The following is an 18984-nucleotide window of genomic DNA, read 5'->3' on the forward strand; positions in this document are numbered from 1 at the left end:
GGCCGCGGCCTCCGCTCCCGGCTACGCCGCGACGGCGTCGCGCGCCTTGCCGAGGTCGATGAACACGGCCGTGTTGAACGCGTATGCGGCCCGCACCTCGTCGAGCATGCGCGCGCGCTCCTCGTCATCGAGGCCGGCCCCGAGCGCGTCGAGCGCGACCCGGTACTCGTTCTTGAAATCGACGAGCGAGCCCAGCTCCGAGAAGTCGTAGAAGGCGATCCCCTCACGATCCAGGCCGTGCTGCTTCGCGACCCGCTTCGCGATCATCTGGCCGCCGGACAGGTCGCCGAGGTAGCGCGTGTAGTGATGGGCGACGAGGCCGGCGACCCAGCCCTCCTCGGCGATCTCGCGGATGCGCGCGGCGTACGCCGCGGTGGCGGGCACCGCCTCGATGCGCTCGCGCCAATCGTCGCCGATCAGGTGCGCGAGATCGGCCTCGATCGCCGGCATGCGCACGAGCCCCCGCGAGTGGAAGGGGGCGAAGGCGGGATCCGCCGCGAACCGATCGGAGCTCTCCTCGAGCGCCTCGTACATGTAGAAGTGCTGCGCCACGAGATCGATGTAGTCCTGCAGCGAGCCCTTGCCGCGCATGATGTCCTCCATGAAGGTGGCGCCCTCGCTGTCGGAGTGATCCGACCACGAGCTCTCGCGCACCACCGTCGAGAACGGCTTCTCGCCCGACTCGGCGTCGCCCGCCGCGTGGCGCCCGCGCTGCGCGCCCCCGTGATGGTGGGCCCCGTGCGGCGAGGCGCTGCCGTGCTCCTCGCGGGCGGGCACCCCGAGCTTCTCGCAGGCCGACCGGTAGAGCGCGACGACCTCGCGGCGGATCTCGGGGCGCTCCGAGATCGCGCCTCCCGGCCACGGGACCGACACCTCGCGCTCGCCCGACGCGTCGGCCACGAGCCACACGCCGGCCTCGCCCGTCACCCCGACCATGCGGCTCGACACCGCGTCGGGGTAGCCGAACGCGCGGGCGATCAGCAGATTGTCTTCCGGGTGGTCGCCATTCATGTGACCGGTCACTGCGGCGATCACGTCATCTGCAAAGCTCATCACCGTCCCATCTTACTCAGGTAAGCCTTACCTGGGGAGCCCCGGGAACCGCACTCCCAGACTCCCGCACTAGAATCTCATTTGTTCTTTATCGTGTTTCAGCCGAGATTGGCGGTCGAGTTTGATCCCGAGACTTGCACAGCGCTCCCGCTTCGCGGCCATCGCGCTCATCGCGACAGCCGCCCTCGGCCTCACCGCGTGCACCGGCGGATCCGCCGCCTCCCCCTCGGGAGACGTCGCCACCCTCGATCAGGGCCTCTCGGCCGGCATCGACGAGGCGATCGCGACCGCGATGCAGCAGAGCGGATCGACCGAAGCCGTCGTGGGGGTGTGGTCCGGTGAGAACGCGTACGTGCGGGGCTACGGCGACGGCGTCGACGGCAAGACCCTGATCCGCGGCGCCCAGGCCACGCAGCCGGTCATGTGCGCGCTGCTGCTCGACCTCGTCGAAGACGGCACGGTGAAGCTCGGCCGCCTCGTCGAGAAAGATCTGACCCGCCAGTCGGGCCTCGACGAGGTCACCTACGGCCAGCTCTGCGAGATGACCTCCGGGATCGCCGACTACAAGGCCGGCCTCGCCGACATCTTCGTCAATAACCCCACCCGCCCCTGGCCCGAGCAGGAGCTCATCGCCCAGGGCCTCACGGACTCGCCGCTCCCGTGGCCCGGGCTCGACGTGAACGTCTCCGACACCAACGCGCTCATCCTCTCCCGCGCGCTGCACGTCAAGACCGGAGACGACATCTCCGAACTGCTGAAGAGCCGCGTCTTCGAGCCGGCGGGCATGGGCTCCAGCTACTACCCCGCGCTCACGAGCACCACCATCGGCGGCGACACGCTGGCGGGACTCGCCTACCCCTCCAACGGGGGCGCACCCGTCTGCGAGGCCGGAGCCGTCGAGAAGCCCGAGGTGTCGCCCTCCATGCTCGGCGGGGCCGGCGGCACGGTCACCACCGTGACCGACCTCAAGAACTTCTACGAGCACTACCTCGACGGCGCCTTCGGGGGCGAGGCCGCGCAGCAGGTCACGCAGACCGCTCCACTGCAGAACCCCGAGCGCGACGCCGAGGGCACCCCGACCGGCGAGCCCGACGAGGCCGGCCCCCAGTGGGCGTTCGGCATGGACAAGGTGGGCCCGCTCTACGGCCGCAGCGGGGCCATCACCGGCACGCTGACCGCCGCTTACCACGATCCCGAGTCCGGGTTCTCCGTGGTCGTCGCCCTCAACAACTCGTCGGCAGGCGCCGGTTTCGTGAAGACGCTCGCGTTCGAACTCGCCGCGCTCTCGTCCGAGGCGGGCGCCGGACCGGAGCTTCCGTGGACCGCCGCCGACCAGGCCGGCCTGCTCGCGCAGGCCGCCATCTGCCAGGCCGCACCCGAGGCCGAGGCCGCCGAATAGGGCGCCCGGCGAGCGCCCCGCGCCCTGCTATAGTTGGTGCGGCGCCATCGCCCTGGGATCGTCGTCTAATGGTAAGACATCAGCTTCCCAAGCTGAGAACGCGGGTTCGATTCCCGTCGGTCCCTCCACTCCTGAAGGCCCGCCCCCGGCGGGCCTTCCCCCATTCCAGGACCTCCGGCAATCCCCGAGAACCCGGAACCGCGGCCGAGGCGGCCGCAGCGGCGTGCGCGCGCAAAGCTTCGCTTTGCATTGAGCGCGCGGCCGGGGTTCGATTCCCGTCGGTCCCTCCACTCCTGAAGGCCCGCCCCCGGCGGGCCTTCCCCCATTCCAGGACCTCCGGCAATCCCCGAGAACCCGGAACCGCGGCCGAGGCGGCCGCTTCGACGCGCGGACCGCGCAGACAGCCCCTCCCCGAGATGGGAGAATGGTGCTCATGTCTTCACGCGCACACTCCGCACACACGCCGCTCGAGATCGGCGAGACGATCGAGCTCGACGTCACCGGCATCGCCCACGGCGGGGTGAGCGTCGCCCGGCACGAGGGGCGCGTGGTGTTCGTCGCCGACGCGATCCCGGGCGAGCGGGTGCGCGCCCGGGTGACCGACGCGAAGAAGAAGTCGTTCGCCCGCGCGACGACGGTCGAGGTGCTCGACGCGTCAGAGGATCGCCGCGACCACGTCTGGGCCGAGGCCGCGCTCGATCGCGACCCCGAGGATCGTGCGGGCGGTGCCGAGTTCGGCCACATCTCGCCGGAGCGCCAGCGCGCGCTCAAGGCCGAGGTGCTGACCGACGCGATGCGGCGCTTCGGCGACGTCGAGCTCGCCGCCGAGGAGGGCGCGGATCTCGCCGAGGCGCTGGCCGAACTGGTCGAGCCGGCGCCCGGCGACGAGCAGACGGGCGGCCTCGGCTACCGTACGCGCGTGCGGCTGCACGTCGACGCCGAGACCGGCGCCGTCGGGCCCTACGCGGCGCGCAGCCGTCGTGTGATCCCGGTCGAGTCGCTGCCGCTCGCCACCGAGGGTATCGCGCAGATCGCGCCTCTCGGCGAGTCGATGCCGGGTGCCGCGACGGTCGACCTCATCGACCCGGCCGCCGACGACCCCCGCATGCTGCTCGGACTCACCGAAGAGAAGACGCGGGCAGGTGAGAACGACACGATCCGGGAGCTGGTCGAGGATCGCGGCTTCCTGGTGCGCGCCGGCGGCTTCTGGCAGGTGCATCGCCAGGCGCCGGCAGTGCTGTTCACCGCGGTGCGCGACGCGATCCTCGATCTGATCGACGACGGCCGCTTCGATCCTGCGGCGGGCAACCTCGATCTCTACGGCGGCGCCGGCCTGCTGGCCGCCGCGATGGCGGAGGCCGCCGGGCCCGCGCTCAAGGTGACCACGGTCGAGGCTGACGCCGGCGCGACCGACGACGCGGCCGAGAACCTTTCGGAGCTGGTGGGCGCGCTCGCCCTCACGGCTCGCGTGGACCGGCACCTGGCCGAGCTGCTGCAGGCCTCGGCGCCGGTGCGGGATCGACTGCGCCGCGGCACGGTGGTGCTGGATCCGCCCCGCTCGGGCGCGGGCGGCGGTGTGACGGGTCAGATCGCCGAACTCGCCCCGGCGAACATCGTGTACGTGGCCTGCGACCCGGTCGCGCTCGCCCGCGACACGAAGACGCTGCGCGAGTCGGGGTACGAGCTCACGGGTCTGCGCGCGTTCGACATCTTCCCGCACACGCACCACTTCGAGACGCTGGCGACGTTCCAGCGGGCGTAGCGGCGGGGCCGGTCGGGCTCGATCCCGACCCTCGCCCGCTGCGCGGCTGGCTTCGCAGCCCGGGCGTGGGTTATCGCACCCGCACCACGCCGGTCATCTCGGGGTGCACGGAGCAGTCGTATTCGAAGTCGCCCGCCTCGTCGAAGACGTGAGTGTAGCTGCCCTCGTGCATGAGCTCGCTCACGAAACTGCCGTCGGCGGCGACCACGTCGTGCTCGGCGGTGCCCTCGAACACCCAGCGCACGGCCGAACCCGGAGCGATCTCGACCTCGGCGGGCTCGAAGCGGTTGTCGACGGCGTGCACGGTCACGTCGGGTTCGGCGTCGTCGGAGGGCACGGGATCGGGCTTCGACGGCGAGCACCCCGTCAGGGAGGCGAGCGCCCCGACCCCGACGGCTCCGAGCACGCCGCCGATCGCTCCGCGGCGGGTGATCTCTGGGATTTCGCGGGACACGGTGAGCTCCTGGGGGTCGAGGCGAGGGGAGTACGCGGCGACGGACGCGGCCGTCGCCGGCGGGAGGGGCGGGCCGGGCTCAGTGGCGGTGCAGGGCCCGGGCGGCGTCGGTGATGGCGCCGGTCATCGACGGGTAGACGGCGAACGCCGAGGCGACCTGATCAACGGTGAGGCGATGCTCGACGGCGAGCGCGAGGGAGAAGATGAGCTCGCTGGCGCGGTGGGCGACGATGACCCCGCCGATCACGGTGCCGGAGGCCTTCCACGCGAAGAGTTTCACGAAGCCGTCGGTGAAGCCGATCATCTTCGCTCGGGGGTTCACGTTGAGCGGCACGGTGTGGGTGACGTGCTGGGCGAGCCCCTCGGACTCGGCGAGGGTGCGCTCGTTCCAGCCCACCGTCGCGATCTCGGGGTAGGTGAACACGTTGGCGGCGACGTTGCGCAGATCGATCGGCCGCACGAAGTCGCCGAGGGCGTGCATGATCGCGGTGCGGCCCTGCATGGACGCGACCGACGCCAGCGGGAAGAAGTCGGTGCAGTCGCCAGCGGCGTAGACCGAGGGCACGCCCGTGCGCGCCACCTTGTTGACCCGGATGTGCCCGCTCTCGGTGAGCTGCACGCCCGCCTCTTCGAGGCCGAGGCCGCGAGTGTTCGGGATCGAGCCGACCGCCATGAGGCAGTGCGAGCCCTCGATGGTGCGCCCGTCCGAGAGGGTGACGAGCACGCCGGCGTCGGTGCGCACGACCGAGTCGGCGCGCGACTTCGACATGACGTTCATGCCGAGGCGCTTGAACTCGCGCTCGATCACCGCGGCGGCGTCGGGGTCCTCGCCGGGCAGCACCTGCTCGCGGCTCGAGACGAGGGTGACCTCTGCGCCGAGCGTGCGGTAGGCGTTGGCGAACTCGGCGCCGGTGACGCCCGACCCCACCACCACGAGGTGCTCGGGGATGGCGGGCAGGTCGTAGAGCTGCTTCCAGGTGAGGATGCGCTCGCCGTCGGGTTTCGCGGAGTCGAGTTCGCGGGGGCTGGATCCGACGGCGACGACGATGGTGTCGGCCTCGACGCGGTCGAAGTCGGTGCCGCCGTCGCCCGCGGCGGTCGAGACGAGCACGGCCCCCGGGCCGTCGAGGCGGCCCTCGCCCTGCACGACGCGCACGCCGGCGCTCTCGAGGCTGTGCAGCATGTCGACGGACTGCGCCCCGGCCATGGCGAGCAGGCGCTTGTTGACAGCGGCGAGATTGACGGCGATCTCGGGGCGCACGGGCTTGCCGTCGCCGCCGGGCACGAAGGCCTGCACGCCCAGTCGGCCGGAGTCGCGCACGGCCTGCACGCCGCCGGCGGTCGCGATGAGGCTCTTCGAGGGCACGACGTCGGTGAGCACCGCCGCCCCGCCCACGCCGGCGCGCTCGATCAGGGTGACCTCGGCGCCGAGCTGGGCGCCCGCGAGCGCCGCCTCGTATCCGCCGGGGCCGCCGCCGAGCACGGCGATCCGATGCTTCCGTTCATACGCTTTCGCCATGCCTCCATCCTAGGCTCTGCAGCCGGCGCCCGCGTCGCCGTCGGAGCCGTCAGGGCCGCCTCCGCGGGGCTTCGGCATCCACCGCGACGGCCTCTCCCACCACCTGCGGAATAGTGACGGAATCAGTCGGAAAACCGGGGAAACCGTTGCGAACGCACGCTTCCTCTGCTGTTCGCCGCCGAGTACGTTCTCGGGCATTCGCAACGCTCTAGGATCGTTGAAGCGCGGCGACTGGGCACCGCTGGAACGACGAGGTTTGGGAAGGACGACTGCACATGACGAGGTTCGAGCACGGGATCCCCCTCGATGAGTCGTCCGGTCGCGCTCCCTCGGGCGTCTCGCGGCTGCCGCGCAGCGCCGGATCCTCCGCCCTCGAACGCGACCCCGGCATGCCGTCGAGCACCTGGCGGCTGCGCAGCGATGCGTGGGAGTCCCTGCGCTTCGCGGTGAAGCGGCTCGCGCTGGACGGCGAGGACGCCGAGGCGCTCGCGAGCGACAGCGAGATCCACCGCAACCTCCGGGCGCTCGAGACGATGGAGATGTACTGGGCGGGCTTCGGGCAGCGCTACGTGCGCGGCATCGGCGAGCTGCTCGAGGCCGGCGACTACCGGATCGCCCTGGATCGCATCGGCCGCGTCGTCAACCGGCTGCGGGGCGACACCGTGCCCGACGAGCCGCGCGACGAGCACCTCGACGAGCAGGAGCGGGCCGAGCTGGCCGCCGACGCCGACCCCCGCCCGCACTTCGAGGTGCTCGTGGTCGACGAGACCACCCCCGCCGACCGCGACGCGATGCGCTCCGAGGCGCTGCGCCTGCGCGGCGCCGCCGACGCGTTCGTCTACGAGTTCGTCGTGGTGCCTTCGGCCGACGACGCCGTCGCGGCGGTGCTCACGAACCCCAACATCCTCGCCTGCGTGGTGCGCCCCGGCTTCAGCGACCGCACCCGGCAGCGACTGAGCCGCGACCTGGTCGAGACGATCCGCCTGGCCCGCTCCCAGGTGAGCACCGGTCACACCTCCGAACGCTCCTCGCTCGCGTCGGTGCAGCGCGTGCTCGGCCTCGCCGACACCCTCGCCGCGATCCGCCCCGAACTCGACCTGTACCTCATGGCGGGCGCGCACATCGAGGATCTCGCGGGAGCGCTCACGCGCCGCTTCCGGCGGGTGTTCCGACGCGAGGATCAGCTCGAGCTGCACCTCTCGCTGCTGCGCCGCGTCTCCCACCTCTACGACACCCCCTTCTTCTCGGCCATCCAGGATCACGCCCGCCGCCCCGTCGGCGTCTTCCACGCCCTGCCGATCGCCCGCGGCGGCTCCGTGGTCAACTCGAAGTGGATCCGCGACCTCGTCGACTTCTACGGCCTCAACCTGCTGCTCGCCGAGACGAGCGCCACCTCGGGCGGGCTCGACTCGCTGCTCGCTCCCACGGGTGCGATCAAGAAGGCGCAGGATCTCGCCGCGCGCGCCTTCGGCGCGAAGCACTCCTTCTTCGTCACGAACGGCACCTCCACCGCCAACAAGATCGTGCACCAGGCGCTCGTCGGCCCCGGCGACGTCGTGCTCGTCGACCGCAACTGCCACAAGTCGCACCACCACGCCATGATGCTGACCGGCGGCCGCGCCGCCTACCTCGAGGCGTACCCGCTCAACGACTTCGCCTTCTACGGCGCCGTGCCGCTCGACCGCATCAAGCAGCTGCTGCTCGACTACCGCGCCGCCGGCCGACTCGACGAGGTGCGCATGGTGACGCTCACCAACTGCACCTTCGACGGCATCGTCTACGACCCCGAGCGGGTCATGGCCGAGTGCCTGGCGATCAAACCCGACCTCGTGTTCCTGTGGGACGAGGCCTGGTTCGCGTTCGCCGCCTTCCACCCCGTGACCCGGCGGCGCACCGCGATGGCGTCGGCGAAGAACCTCGAGGAGCGGCTCAGGACCTCCGCGCACGCGGCCGCCCACCGCGCTCAGCAGCAGCGGCTCTACGACGCCGACGGCACGCCGGCCGCCGACGAGGTGTGGCTCGAGGAACGCCTGATCCCGAGCCCCGACGCCCGCATCCGCGTCTACGCCACCCACTCCACCCACAAGACGCTCACCGCGCTGCGGCAGGGATCGATGATCCACGTCTACGATCAGGACTGGGTGCGCGAGGCCGAGGAGCCCTTCCACGAGGCGTTCATGACGCACACGTCGACCTCGCCCAACTACCAGATCCTCGCCTCCCTCGACCTGGGGCGCCGGCAGGTCGAGCTCGAGGGCTTCAACCTGGTGCAGCGCCAGCTCGATCTCGCCACCAGCCTGTCGCAGTCGATCGCGAGGCACCCGCTGCTGCGCCGCACCTACCGCGTGCTCACCGCGAACGAGCTGATCCCCGCGGGGCACCGGGAGACTCGGCGTCCCATGCCGCTGCGCGACGGCCTCGCCTCGATGTGGCAGGCGTGGGCGGCCGACGAGTTCGTGATCGACCCGTCGCGCGTGACCGTCGAGATCACCCGCACGGGCGTCGACGGCGACACCTTCAAGCACGAGCACCTCATGAACCGCTACGGCATCCAGGTCAACAAGACCAGCCGCAACACGGTGCTCTTCATGACGAACATCGGCACCACCCGCAGCGCGATCGCCTACCTCATCGAGGTGCTCGTGAAGCTCGCGGAGCGTTTCGAAGAGGATCGGGCGCAGCTCGATCCCGAGCTCGCCCAGGCCGCTCTCGCCGCCGAGGCCCCGATGCCGCCGCTGCCCGACTTCAGCGCCTTCGCCCCGGGTTACGACGCCCCGGGGCTGCCCGACGGCGACGTGCGCACCGCGTTCTTCCGCGGGCAGCAGCGACGGCACATCGAGCACGTGCCGCCCGGCGAGCTGCGCGAGCGCGTCGACCGCGGCGAGCAGCCCGTGTCGGCGGGATTCGTCACGCCCTACCCGCCCGGCTTCCCCGTGCTCGTGCCCGGCCAGATCATCACCGCGGAGGTGCTCGACTTCATGGCCGTGCTCGACACCCGCGAGATCCACGGCTACGACCCGCGACGCGGTTACCGAGTGCTGCGCGCCGAATAGGCTGGTGGGCATGAACCACGCGCAGGATCACGCAGCATCCATCGACGGCCCCGCGGCGCTCGCGGCCGAGGCCGCCGCCGCCATCACCCGGCTGACCGGCGTCGATCGGCACGACATCGGCCTCACCCTCGGCAGCGGCTGGGGCAAGGCCGCCGATGTGATCGGCGAGACCGTCGCCGTGATCCCGGCCGAGCAGGTGCCCGGCTTCCACGTCTCGGGGGTGCCCGGGCACTCGGGCACGCTGCGCTCGATCCGCCTCGCGAGCGGCAAGCACGCGCTCGTGATCGGGGCGCGCACCCACTTCTACGAGGGTCGCGGCGTGCGCGCCGTCGTGCACGGCGTGCGCACCGCGGCGGCGGCCGGTGCGGCGACCATGATCCTCACGAACGGGGCGGGCGGCATCGATCCCGCATTCGGGGCGGGCGAGCCGGTGCTCATCTCGGATCACCTCAACCTCACCGCCGCGTCGCCCGTCGAGGGCGCCGACTTCATCGATCTCACCGACCTCTACGCGTCTCGGCTGCGCGATCTCGCCCGCGAGGTCGAGCCGGCGCTGCAACAGGGCGTCTACGTGCAGCTGCCCGGGCCGCACTACGAGACCCCGGCCGAGATCCACTACCTGCGGATGATCGGCGGGCAGATCGTGGGCATGTCGACCGCGCTCGAGGCGATCGCGGCGCGGCAGGCCGGCATGGAGGTGCTCGGGCTCTCGCTCATCACCAACCCGGCCGCGGGCATGGGCGATCCGCTGAGCCACGAGGAGGTGCTCGCCGAGGGCAGGGCCGCCGAGCCGCGTCTCGCCGAGCTGCTCTCCCGCGTCGTCGCGCGACTGTAGGCCGCGCTCGTCGCCTCCCGGCTCGAGGGGCTCGGCTTGGCTTCGAGGGCGCGCACGTCGTGCAACGGGTCCCGGCCCGTTCAGATGGTTCTCGGCCGCTTCGCCCGAGCGGGGTCGGACTCGCCGCACGAGAGGCGGGGCCCGGATCGCATACGTTCGTACGATCCGCGCCCCGTTTTCGTTGGGAACGTCTGCCGCCGGCGCCCCCGCCCGCCGGATAGGCTGAACAGCGTTGCAGGCAGAGCCGCCACTCGAAGGAGAGAATATGCAGTCGGTCGACGTCGTGGTCATCGGCGCCGGGTTCGCGGGCCTCGTGGCCTCGCGCGAACTCGGCCGGGCAGGGTTCGAGGTGGTGACGCTCGAGGCGCGGGACCGCATCGGCGGCCGCACCTGGACCGACCACCGCCTCGGCCACGACCTCGAGATGGGTGCGAACTGGATCCACTGGGTGCAGCCGCACGTGTGGGCCGAGGCCACCCGCTACGGCCGCGAGATCGTGCGCAGCCCGGCCGCCGAGGAGGCGTACTGGCACGGCGCCGACGGCACGCCGCGCAAGGGCGACCTCGCCGAGTTCATGGCGCTCATCGACGAGGGCCAGCAGCTGGTGATCGACGACGTGCGCGAGGCGATGCCTCGCGGCACCGAGCCCACGACGGGGCGCATCCAGGAGCTCGACGCGCTGAGCATCCAGGACCGCTTCGACGCGCTCGACCTCGACCCCGAGGCGCGCGCCGCGAACGAGTCGGTGTGGGTGGGGCACGTGAACGCGCCCCTCGACCAGGTCGGCCTGTCGAGCGCGCTGCGCTGGGTGTCCGCCACCGGCGGCCACTGGCAGCTCATGCACGAGGCGTCGGCCACCTTCCGGGTGGTCGACGGGATGCGCGGCTTCACGGACCGCATCGCGGCCGACGTGCCGGGCGAGATCCGACTGAACACGACGGTCGTGTCGGTGACGCAGGAGGATGCGGGATCCGACGCGCACGCGGTCGTCGAGACCGGGGACGGCACGCGGATCCGCGCACGCCGCGTCGTGAGCACCCTGCCGGTCAACGCCGTCACGGGTATCCGCTTCGATCCGCCCCTGCCCGACGCCTGGCAGCGCCAGAGCGCCGAGACCGTCGCCTCGCAGGGCACGAAGGTGTGGATCCGCGCCGAGGGGCACCTGCCGAGATTCTTCGCCTACGCCAGCCAGCACCACCCGCTGTCGGTGCTCAAGGCCGAGTTCTACTGCAGCGACGAGCGCGGCGACTACACGATCCTCGTCGGGTTCGGCCCCGAGCACGGCCGCATCGACGTCGACGACCTCGCGGGTGTGCAGGCGGCCGTCGACGCCTTCCGGCCCAGCATCGAGGTCACCGAGGCCACCGCTCACGACTGGATGACCGACCCGCTCGCCCGCAACACCTGGATGACCCACCGCCCCGGTCAGCTCACCCGCGACCTCGAGGAGCTGCAGCAGCCCGCCGGCGTCGTGCACTTCGCCACGACCGACAATGCGAATCTCTGGGGCGGCTTCATCGACGGTGCGATCGAGAGCGGCCTGCGCGAAGCCCGACGCGTCGCCGAAGCCCTCGAGCGCAGCTGAGCGCGAGGACGTCGAGCGCGAGGGCAGCGCCCGGCGCCGTCGCGGCCGCTCCCGTGTCTCGGGGCTCACCCGTGTTTCGGACCGAGACGTGGGAATCGATCCGAAACACGGGTGAGGTCCGAAGCTCCGGTGACTCCGCGGCACCGGGTCAGCCGGAAGCGGTCACCCCTCGAAGACGACGCGCCCCTCGACGACGGTGAGGCGGATCGGCACCTCGGGCAGCTCGTCGGGGGTCGCCGCGACCGGGTCGGCGCCCCAGACCGTCAGGTCGGCGACCGCCCCCGGGGCGAGCACGCCGCGATCCTCGTGCCCGCGCGCCCGGGCGGGCCACAGGGTGTAGGCGAGCAGCGCCTCCTCGCCGCTCAGCCGCTGCGCGGGCTCGAAGACGTGCGCCGAGGCGTCGCCGGGCGTGTGCCGGCCGCGCGCCCACGCCATGCCGAGCCGCGGGTCGTACTGCGCGACGGGCCAGTCCGAGCCGAGCACGAGGGTGACGCCCGCGTCGAGCACGTCGCGCACCCGGTATCCGGTCTCGTCCCGGCCCTCGCCGAGCCGGGCGGCCCACCCGTCGCTGTGGTCGGCGGCGCGCCACTGCATGTGCAGCGGCTGCATCGAGGCGGTCACGCCCGAGGCGGGGCCGTCGCCGTTCGCGAGCTCGCGCAGCTGCTCGATGTCGGTGTCGGCGAGCACTTCGAGGTGCTCGACGGAGTGGAAGGGCAGTCCCTCGCGCGGAGGCAGCGAGGCGTAGACGTCGAGCACGCGGCTCACGGCGTAGTCGCCGACGGCGTGCGTGGCGATCAGCATGCCGGCGTCGTGATAGGCCCGCACCACTTCGGCGTAGCGCTCCCACGAGGGCCAGAACGGCGCGCGCCCGTCGCCGCAGGTGTCGGGGGCGTGCAGCCAGGCGGTGCCGGTGTCGATCACGCCGTCGCTGAAGAGCTTGATGGCGCCGGTCTGCCAGAGACGGCCGCGGCGGTCCTTCGCGGCGATGACGCGGGCCACGTCGTCGTCGGTGTCGCCGACGGCGTGCCAGTGGTGCACGGTGACGCGGTGGTCGAGCTCGCCCCGCGCCTCGAGCTCGGCGAGCAGTTCGACGGTGCGATCCTTGCCGTCCATGATGGCTCCGCCGGTGAGGCCGGCCGTGGCGAGCCGCCGGAACATGTCGCGCAGCGCATCGCGCTCGTCGTCGTGCGACGGCTTGGGCGCGGCGTCGAAGAGCAGGTTGTAGGCGGTGGGCTCGCGCAGCTCGCCGGTGGGCGTGCCGTCGGCGTCGACCACGATCTCGCTGGCGTCGTCGAAGTCGCGGGCGCCGGTGATGCCGGCGGCGGCGAGCGCGGGGGCGGTGGCGAGGGCGGTGTGCAGGTCGTAGCAGATGAGCGCGACGGGGCGGCCGGGGGCGGCGTCCTCGAGCAGTTCGCCGCGCATGCCGCCCGGTTCGCCGGCGCCGTGCTCGAACGGCTCGTACTCGAGGTTCCAGCCGCGCAGCCAGGCGCCCTCGGGCAGCCGCTCGTGCTCGGCCGCGATCGCGGCGCGCAGTTCGTCGACCGTGCCGAGCCCGCCGAGGTCGATGCCTGCGGTGAGGTCTGCGGCCCAGTGGGGGTGGGTGTGCCCGTCGAAGAGACCGGGGGTGACGGTGGCGCCCGCGACGTCGCGCACCTCGATGCCGGCCTCGGCGGCGGCGTCACGGATCGAGTCGTCGCCGCCGAGAGCGGCGATGCGGCCGTCTCGGACGAGGATCGCGGTGGCGTCCGAGTGGGCGCCGGTGTTGGTGCGCAGGCGCGCCCCGACGATGGCGAGGTCTGCTGCGGTGGTGGAGGTCTGCATGCGGCTCCTTCGCAATGAGAAGGTCAGGGGTTCGATTCCCCTCAGATCCACCACGACGCAAGCGGGGCCGATCAGTGAGAAATCACTGATCGGCCCCGCTTTTTGTGTTTCTGGGGTGGGCGTGTTCGGCTGACCTGAGTTCTCCGATGAGAAGGTCACGTGGGGCAGACGTGGGGCAGACCAACTAGCTGACGCCCGGAAACCGGATCACATTGTCGGGCACCTCGGGGCTCGGCGGCGTCGGTATCGCCGGCCTGATCCGCGGGTCGGAGACCGCGTTGGCAGCCTCCTGCCGCACCTTCGAGCGGCGGTGCGCATAGCGTTCGGCGGTGCTCAGCGAGGCGTGCCCCAGCAGGGTCGCGACCTCGGCGATCGTGAACCCCGCGTCGAGCAGCGCGGTCGCGTAGGTGTGGCGCAGCGTGTGGATGGTGGCCTTGTCGTCTTCGGAGTAGCCGTCGTTCAGCCGTGCCCTCTCGACTGCGGGTTCCCAGCTGCGGCGTCGCCAGTTCGAGTAGTCGAGCGGCTGACCGCTACTCGAGGTGAAGAGGAACTCACCCTGCGCAGTCGTGCTCAGCACGGGGTCGATGATGCCGAGCAGCCATTCGGCGATCGGCGTCGTGCGCCGCTTCTTGCCCTTGGTGTACGGCTTCAAGATCCGGTTCTGCGCATCCCACGCGCGCCGCCACCTGATCGACTCCTCGGCCCGGTGGATGTGCTCCGGTCCGAGCGCTACGGCCTCACCCCAGCGCGGCCCAGCACCGAGCAGCACGGCGACGAGCGCCTGATCCCTGCGCACGATCGCCCACTCCTCGTCCGTCGCATCCTCGTGCTGTGGTTCGAACGCCGCGAACAGGCGGTGCTGCTCCTCGCCGCTGAGCGTCCGCTCCGAGAGATTGTCGGGGATGCGGAGGTTCAGGCGAAAGGCCGGGTTCGCCGCGATCACGCCGGCGTCGACCGCTGCGGAGAGCGAGGTGGAGAACGCCGCGATGACGCGCTTCGCGGAAGTCGCGGCGAGCCCGTCGTCCTGCATCTCGAGCGCCCAGATGCGCAGCTGGTGCCGGTCGATCTCGATGAGAGGCGTGTTGCCCCACTTCGGCATGATCCGGCTGCGGATCATGCTCATCGTGCGCGTGTGGGTGGAGCGCTCGACGTAGTGCCCGCGCAGCCATTCCTCGCACCAGTCGCCCCAGGTGCGCTCGGCGGCGCGCGGATCGCGCCACCCGAGCTCTCGCGAATCCTCCTCGAGCGCACTCGCCTTGGGGTCTGTCCGATAAACGGTGTGTGGGATCCGGCGGTTTTCATTCGTGAGTGGTTTTCTCGAACCGTCCGGCGAAGGTGATCGCGAACGCGTTCAGCGCGGGCTTCCACCTCATCACCCAGCGTGCCCTTCCGCCGCCAGTCGGGTCAAGCGACCGCGTCACGAGGTAGAGACATTTCAGCGCGGCGGCCTCGTTGGGAAAGTGCCCCCGAGCTCTCACGGCGCGCCGATAGCGAGCGTTGATTGACTCGATCGCGTTGGTCGTGCAGATCACCCGCCGGATCTCGACGTCATACTCAAGGAACGGCACGAACTCCGCCCAGCTGTTCTTCCAGAGCTGCACGATCGCCGGATACCGTCCACCCCACTCGGCGGCGAACTCCTCGAACCGATCCTTCGCCGCCTGCTCCGACGGGGCCGTGTAGACGGGTTTGAGGGAACGGACGATCGCGTCGCGGTGTTGCCGCCCGGCGTAGCGGAAGCTGTTGCGGATCAGATGGACGATGCACTGCTGGACGACCGTTTGCTCCCAAGTGGTGTTGATCGCCTCCGGGAGACCCTTCAGCCCGTCGCAGACCGCGATGAGCACGTCCTCGACACCCCGGTTCTTCAGCTCGGTGAACACCTGCAGCCAGAACCTCGCACCCTCCTGACCGTCACCGGCCCAGATGCCGAGGATGTCGCGTTCCCCGTTCACGGTGACGCCCATCACGACATAGAACGGGGTGTTCCTCACCTGCCCGTCACGGACCTTCACCACGATCGCGTCGACGAAGATCACCGGGTAGAGCGCATCCAACGGCCTGCTCGACCATTCGGCGAGTTCCCCGGCGACCTTCTCGGTGATCCGGCTGATCGTGTCCTTGGAGACCTTCGCCCCATAGACCTCGTCGAAATGCGCAGCGATCTCACCGGTCGTCAACCCCCGAGCGGAAAGGGACAGAACGATCTGATCGATGCCGTCCAGTCGGCGTTTCCGCTTGGGGACGATCACCGGCTCGAACGACCCGTCTCGATCTCGCGGGACTTCGATCTCGACGGGGCCGATCTCTGTCAGCACCGTCTTGACCCGCGTCCCGTTACGCATGTTCTCGCCGATTGGGGTCCCGCCGTGCTCGTGGCCGAGGTGCTCGGTCAACTCGGCATTCAGCGCGGTCTCGAGGACGTTCTTCGTGAGCTGGCTGAGCAGGCCGCCCGGCCCCGTCAGGCTCACGCCCTGCTCCTTCGCCTGCGCGAGCAAGCGTTCTGCGAGTTCTTTCTGATCGATGATCTCCCCGGTCACGGGATCAATCATCTCGTCGTCAACAACGACAGTGGTCGTGTCAGCCACGGCCATCTCCTTTCGGATCAGGCCGGACCCTCACACACCATTATTCAGACAGTCCCTACAGCGGCACGGGAGAGTGCGCGGGGTGCGCGCCCGTGTCGGCCCGCGACGGCGCGATGGTGTGCGATCGGTGCTTCGGCAGGCTTCGCAGTCGGATCGAGCTGATCCCCGACCTCGTGGCAATGCTGCGCAGCCTGGCGGATCCGCGGAAGGCTGCTGTATACGATCGGCCGATGGTGTCGGGGGCGGCGCCCGAAGGGATCCCGGCGCCAGTACCTGCCGACATCATCGACGCGCAAGTCGACCTGCTCCACACGATAAGCGCCGGACAGCTTCGCCCTGGCGCTGAGAGCGACGAGGCGTACGACCACGCACTGCGCGCGGTCGCGCCGATCCTCGCGTCGTTCGACGCGATCGCGAACGATGAGGAGTCGTTCTTGCAGTGGTGGTCGCTCGTCGTGCCGGCGGCGAGCGCGTCGCATCCGGAGTTCTGGACGGTGACGCGGGTGTTGGGGAAGTGGCCGCTTGAGGATCGGCGGCGGTGGGCGGCGCAGCCGTGCCCGCAGTGCGGGTTGAAGTCGGTGCGGATTAGTCCGCCGCGGCATCGGTATGCGCTGACGTGGTTTTCGTGTTCGAAGTGCGAGTGGCGCCGGTCGGAGCGTGATGATGATGGGGTGTGGGCTAGTGCGTTCGGTCTTCATGCTGATGCGCCGGCGCAGGAGGGTGTGGTGGCGCCGGAGGCGGCGCTGCATCCCGATCTCGATCTGCGGCCGGCGATCTCGTCGGGTGCGGCGCGTGCGGCGCTGGTGAGTGATGGGCGCGAGCCGGGGGAGGTGTTCGAGGTGTTCATGGTCGGTGCTGTGCCGGAGCTTGGGGAGGCGTTCGCTCGGCTTGCTGAGCAGGTCGCGGCGGTTGCGCGCTCGAGTTACAAGAACGGTGGGCTGTTGGCGGCGGGAGCCCGGCTCGTGGCGGAGGCGATTCGAGAGGCTGCCGAGGATGTGCACGCGGAGGGGATTGGGGGTGGCGCGGAGCGATGAGTGGGGGGTTCCTGGACTTTGACCGGGCGGCGGCGCGCGTCGGGAAGAGCCGCAGCACGATCCGTCGGTGGGTGGAGGCTGAGCTGTTGCATCCGGTGCTCGGGATGGTGCGGGAGTCCGAGTTGCTCGAGGCCGACCGGAAGATGCGGGCTCGCCGTGGTCGTCCGCGCGGGGCGGGGTCGAGCCGCCGGCCGGATCCTGTGGCTGTGGTCGAGGAAGCGATCGGGCGGGGCGGCGACGCTGAGGCCGCGGTCGATGCGCTGCGTGTGGCGGGTCTGCTGCGGGACGGCGGGCGAGGAAAAGTGGAAAAAGTGATCTGAAGAAGTGTTAGGCTTAGCCTGCGCGTGAATTAACCCCGAACTGAGGTTCGGGGTCTTCGCGTTTCTGGTGGTCGTTGTCGTCGGAGCAACTGGGTCTGTGCCTCGGATATGGTGGTGCCATGAACGCACCTATCGGGGCCGTGCGCCCGAGTAACTCGAAGCTCGCGAAGATCTTCGACGAGGCGATCCAGAACGGCCTCGAGATCCGCTACTCGAGCGAGCAGCAGGTCGTCGTGTACCGCAAGAACCAGTGGGGCTGTGGTGGCCTGATCCTGCTCGTCATCCTCGGCATTCTGACCGCGTTCATCGTGCCGATCATCCTGCTCGTGCTCGGGGCGCTCTCGCCCGGCGGGCAGGTCACCACCTACACGCTCATGCCGAACGGCAAGATCAAGAAGAAGCAGCGCGCGGCACGCAACTAACCCACCGACTCACCGAGCCCCGGAGCCTCACAGCCCCGGGGCTTTGTCGTTCCCGGAGGTGGCCGTGAGTGGCAAGCGGAAGATCACCCGTCGGTTCATCGAACTGCGCGCCAGGTTCCGGGCCGAGTGTGCGGCGGAGCAGGCGGCGTGCTGGATCTGCGGGCAGGACCACATCGACTACGAGGCGCCGTTCGACGACTGGGAGAACGACGACCGCTTCGAGCTCGATCACTTCTACCCGGTGTCCACCCACCCGCATCTGCAGGAGGATCCGGCGAACTTCCGGCCGTCAGCGCACGGCTGCAACAACGAACGCAGCAACGGGCCGCCGCGGCCCGGCCTCGGCATTCTCAGCCAGGCATGGACCTAGTGAAGGGGAACAACATGGCGGTACAGATCGGTTCGGTCATCGGCCGAGTGCTTATCCAGATCGGCGACGGCGACGCCATCGAGGTCGGCACGCTGGACATCGGAAGCATCTCCGCATCGACAAGCCAGGCGCCGCAGTGCCGCTGCCGCGAGGGCGACGACGCGCACGCGCACGTGAAGCTTCACCTCAACGCGCATGATCACGACACCGTTGCCGACGCACTCGCCGAGAGTCTCCGTGGCACCGTCGCCGACCGTGGGCGACCGGTTGGCGGCGTCCCGCGAGGGGGAGGGGCGGTCAGATCTCGGGAGGGCTGACCGCCGGAACACCTCCCGCCCGGCCTGTTCCTCTCTCCCCGCCGACCCCGATAGGGGGTCGCGCGCGTGCGCGTAGTAGGGAGGTGCGACGTGACAAACTTCGTCGACGAGAGCGTCACCGAGGCGTTCGAGCGATCGGTGAAGAACGCGCGGCACCTGCGAGTGCGCGACGCCCCGGCGGTGGCCGCGGCGCGGGCGCTCGCACGCAAGATCGATGCCTGGGACGTGATCGTCGACTGGGCCCTCGAAGACGCATCCGAGACGAAGGGCGTCCGGCCCGCGGTGCCCGCGAACGACAACGTGTCGATCGCGAGCTTCCTCAAGTACCTCGAGAAGCTCAAGCTCCTCCCGCCCGAGGCTGAGGGAGCTGGCGTCACCGGCGCCGCGGGCGCCGGGGTGCCGAAGCAGAACGATCTCGAAGCGATGCGGAGGAAGCTCGCGGGCGGCTGACC

The 18984-nt window shown here is 70.6% G+C and carries 17 protein-coding genes and 1 tRNA gene; 12 read left to right on the forward strand and 6 right to left on the reverse strand.

The genetic code is table 11. The features are described 5' to 3' along the window. Positions 1-21 precede the first annotated feature (21 nt). Positions 22-1053 (reverse strand): biliverdin-producing heme oxygenase, encoded by a 1032-nt coding sequence (locus Leucomu_RS13375; RefSeq protein ID WP_228407115.1) that lies wholly within the window; start codon positions 1051-1053, stop codon positions 22-24. 121 nt (positions 1054-1174) lie between these two features. Between Leucomu_RS13375 and Leucomu_RS13380 the strand changes: the two genes are divergently transcribed. The 3 genes from Leucomu_RS13380 to Leucomu_RS13390 all read left to right on the forward strand — a co-directional run bounded on the left by Leucomu_RS13380 (position 1175) and on the right by Leucomu_RS13390 (position 4214). Further along, a complete protein-coding gene (locus tag Leucomu_RS13380) occupies positions 1175-2452 on the forward strand; it encodes a serine hydrolase domain-containing protein (protein WP_017883831.1) in 1278 nt (425 codons plus the stop codon). A gap of 54 nt (positions 2453-2506) precedes the next feature. Then, positions 2507-2580: transfer RNA gene (locus Leucomu_RS13385), tRNA-Gly, on the forward strand. Between the two features lie 296 nt (positions 2581-2876). Then, positions 2877-4214: a class I SAM-dependent RNA methyltransferase gene (locus Leucomu_RS13390; protein WP_128387513.1), complete on the forward strand. Its 1338-nt coding sequence runs from the start codon at positions 2877-2879 to the stop codon at positions 4212-4214. 70 nt (positions 4215-4284) lie between these two features. Here the strand turns inward: Leucomu_RS13390 and Leucomu_RS13395 are convergent, their stop codons facing one another. Both Leucomu_RS13395 and Leucomu_RS13400 read right to left on the reverse strand, forming a co-directional pair. Continuing rightward, complete coding sequence (locus tag Leucomu_RS13395) at positions 4285-4668, reverse strand: cupredoxin domain-containing protein (RefSeq protein WP_017883833.1); 384 nt, start codon at positions 4666-4668, stop codon at positions 4285-4287. A gap of 79 nt (positions 4669-4747) precedes the next feature. Next, positions 4748-6187, reverse strand: a complete 1440-nt coding sequence (locus Leucomu_RS13400; protein ID WP_128387514.1) for an NAD(P)H-quinone dehydrogenase — start codon at positions 6185-6187, stop codon at positions 4748-4750. A 275-nt stretch (positions 6188-6462) separates the two neighbouring features. On the opposite strand from Leucomu_RS13400, the gene Leucomu_RS13405 reads away from it, so the two are divergent. The 3 genes from Leucomu_RS13405 (at position 6463) to Leucomu_RS13415 (ending at position 11660) form a co-directional block, all read left to right on the forward strand. Further along, on the forward strand, positions 6463-9240 hold the full coding sequence (locus Leucomu_RS13405; RefSeq protein WP_128387515.1) for an aminotransferase class I/II-fold pyridoxal phosphate-dependent enzyme: 2778 nt from the start codon (positions 6463-6465) through the stop codon (positions 9238-9240). A 10-nt stretch (positions 9241-9250) separates the two neighbouring features. Further along, on the forward strand, positions 9251-10075 hold the full coding sequence (locus Leucomu_RS13410) for a purine-nucleoside phosphorylase (RefSeq protein WP_128387516.1): 825 nt from the start codon (positions 9251-9253) through the stop codon (positions 10073-10075). 265 nt (positions 10076-10340) lie between these two features. Continuing rightward, the gene (locus Leucomu_RS13415; RefSeq protein ID WP_128387517.1) at positions 10341-11660 is read left to right on the forward strand and encodes a flavin monoamine oxidase family protein; all 1320 of its coding nucleotides are present in this window, start codon (positions 10341-10343) and stop codon (positions 11658-11660) included. Positions 11661-11822: 162 nt separating this feature from the next. On the opposite strand, the gene Leucomu_RS13420 is transcribed toward Leucomu_RS13415, so the two are convergent. From Leucomu_RS13420 to Leucomu_RS13435, 3 genes are all read right to left on the reverse strand, one after another. Next, entirely contained in the window at positions 11823-13481 is a 1659-nt protein-coding gene (locus Leucomu_RS13420) for an amidohydrolase (protein ID WP_128387518.1), read from the reverse strand. A 184-nt stretch (positions 13482-13665) separates the two neighbouring features. Then, the gene (locus tag Leucomu_RS13430) at positions 13666-14604 is read right to left on the reverse strand and encodes a tyrosine-type recombinase/integrase (protein ID WP_128387519.1); all 939 of its coding nucleotides are present in this window, start codon (positions 14602-14604) and stop codon (positions 13666-13668) included. Between the two features lie 175 nt (positions 14605-14779). After that, entirely contained in the window at positions 14780-16033 is a 1254-nt protein-coding gene (locus tag Leucomu_RS13435; protein ID WP_228407350.1) for an IS256 family transposase, read from the reverse strand. Positions 16034-16161: 128 nt separating this feature from the next. Between Leucomu_RS13435 and Leucomu_RS13440 the strand changes: the two genes are divergently transcribed. The 6 genes from Leucomu_RS13440 to Leucomu_RS13465 all read left to right on the forward strand — a co-directional run bounded on the left by Leucomu_RS13440 (position 16162) and on the right by Leucomu_RS13465 (position 18982). Continuing rightward, a complete protein-coding gene (locus Leucomu_RS13440; protein ID WP_128387520.1) occupies positions 16162-17103 on the forward strand; it encodes a hypothetical protein in 942 nt (313 codons plus the stop codon). Then, on the forward strand, positions 17100-17423 hold the full coding sequence (locus Leucomu_RS13445; protein ID WP_128387521.1) for a hypothetical protein: 324 nt from the start codon (positions 17100-17102) through the stop codon (positions 17421-17423). The genes Leucomu_RS13440 and Leucomu_RS13445 overlap by 4 nt, the downstream gene beginning before the upstream one ends. Positions 17424-17542: 119 nt before the next feature. Continuing rightward, positions 17543-17845 carry a hypothetical protein gene (locus Leucomu_RS13450; protein ID WP_128387522.1) on the forward strand — a complete coding sequence of 101 codons (303 nt, stop codon included), beginning with the start codon at positions 17543-17545 and terminating at the stop codon, positions 17843-17845. Between the two features lie 64 nt (positions 17846-17909). Beyond that, positions 17910-18215 carry a hypothetical protein gene (locus Leucomu_RS13455; protein WP_228407116.1) on the forward strand — a complete coding sequence of 102 codons (306 nt, stop codon included), beginning with the start codon at positions 17910-17912 and terminating at the stop codon, positions 18213-18215. 14 nt (positions 18216-18229) lie between these two features. Then, positions 18230-18532, forward strand: a complete 303-nt coding sequence (locus Leucomu_RS13460; protein ID WP_128387523.1) for a hypothetical protein — start codon at positions 18230-18232, stop codon at positions 18530-18532. 90 nt (positions 18533-18622) lie between these two features. Continuing rightward, on the forward strand, positions 18623-18982 hold the full coding sequence (locus tag Leucomu_RS13465) for a terminase small subunit (protein WP_194294559.1): 360 nt from the start codon (positions 18623-18625) through the stop codon (positions 18980-18982). The last annotated feature ends 2 nt before the right edge of the window (positions 18983-18984 follow it).

It is taken from the genome of Leucobacter muris, from assembly GCF_004028235.1.
Lineage (GTDB): Bacteria > Actinomycetota > Actinomycetes > Actinomycetales > Microbacteriaceae > Leucobacter > Leucobacter muris.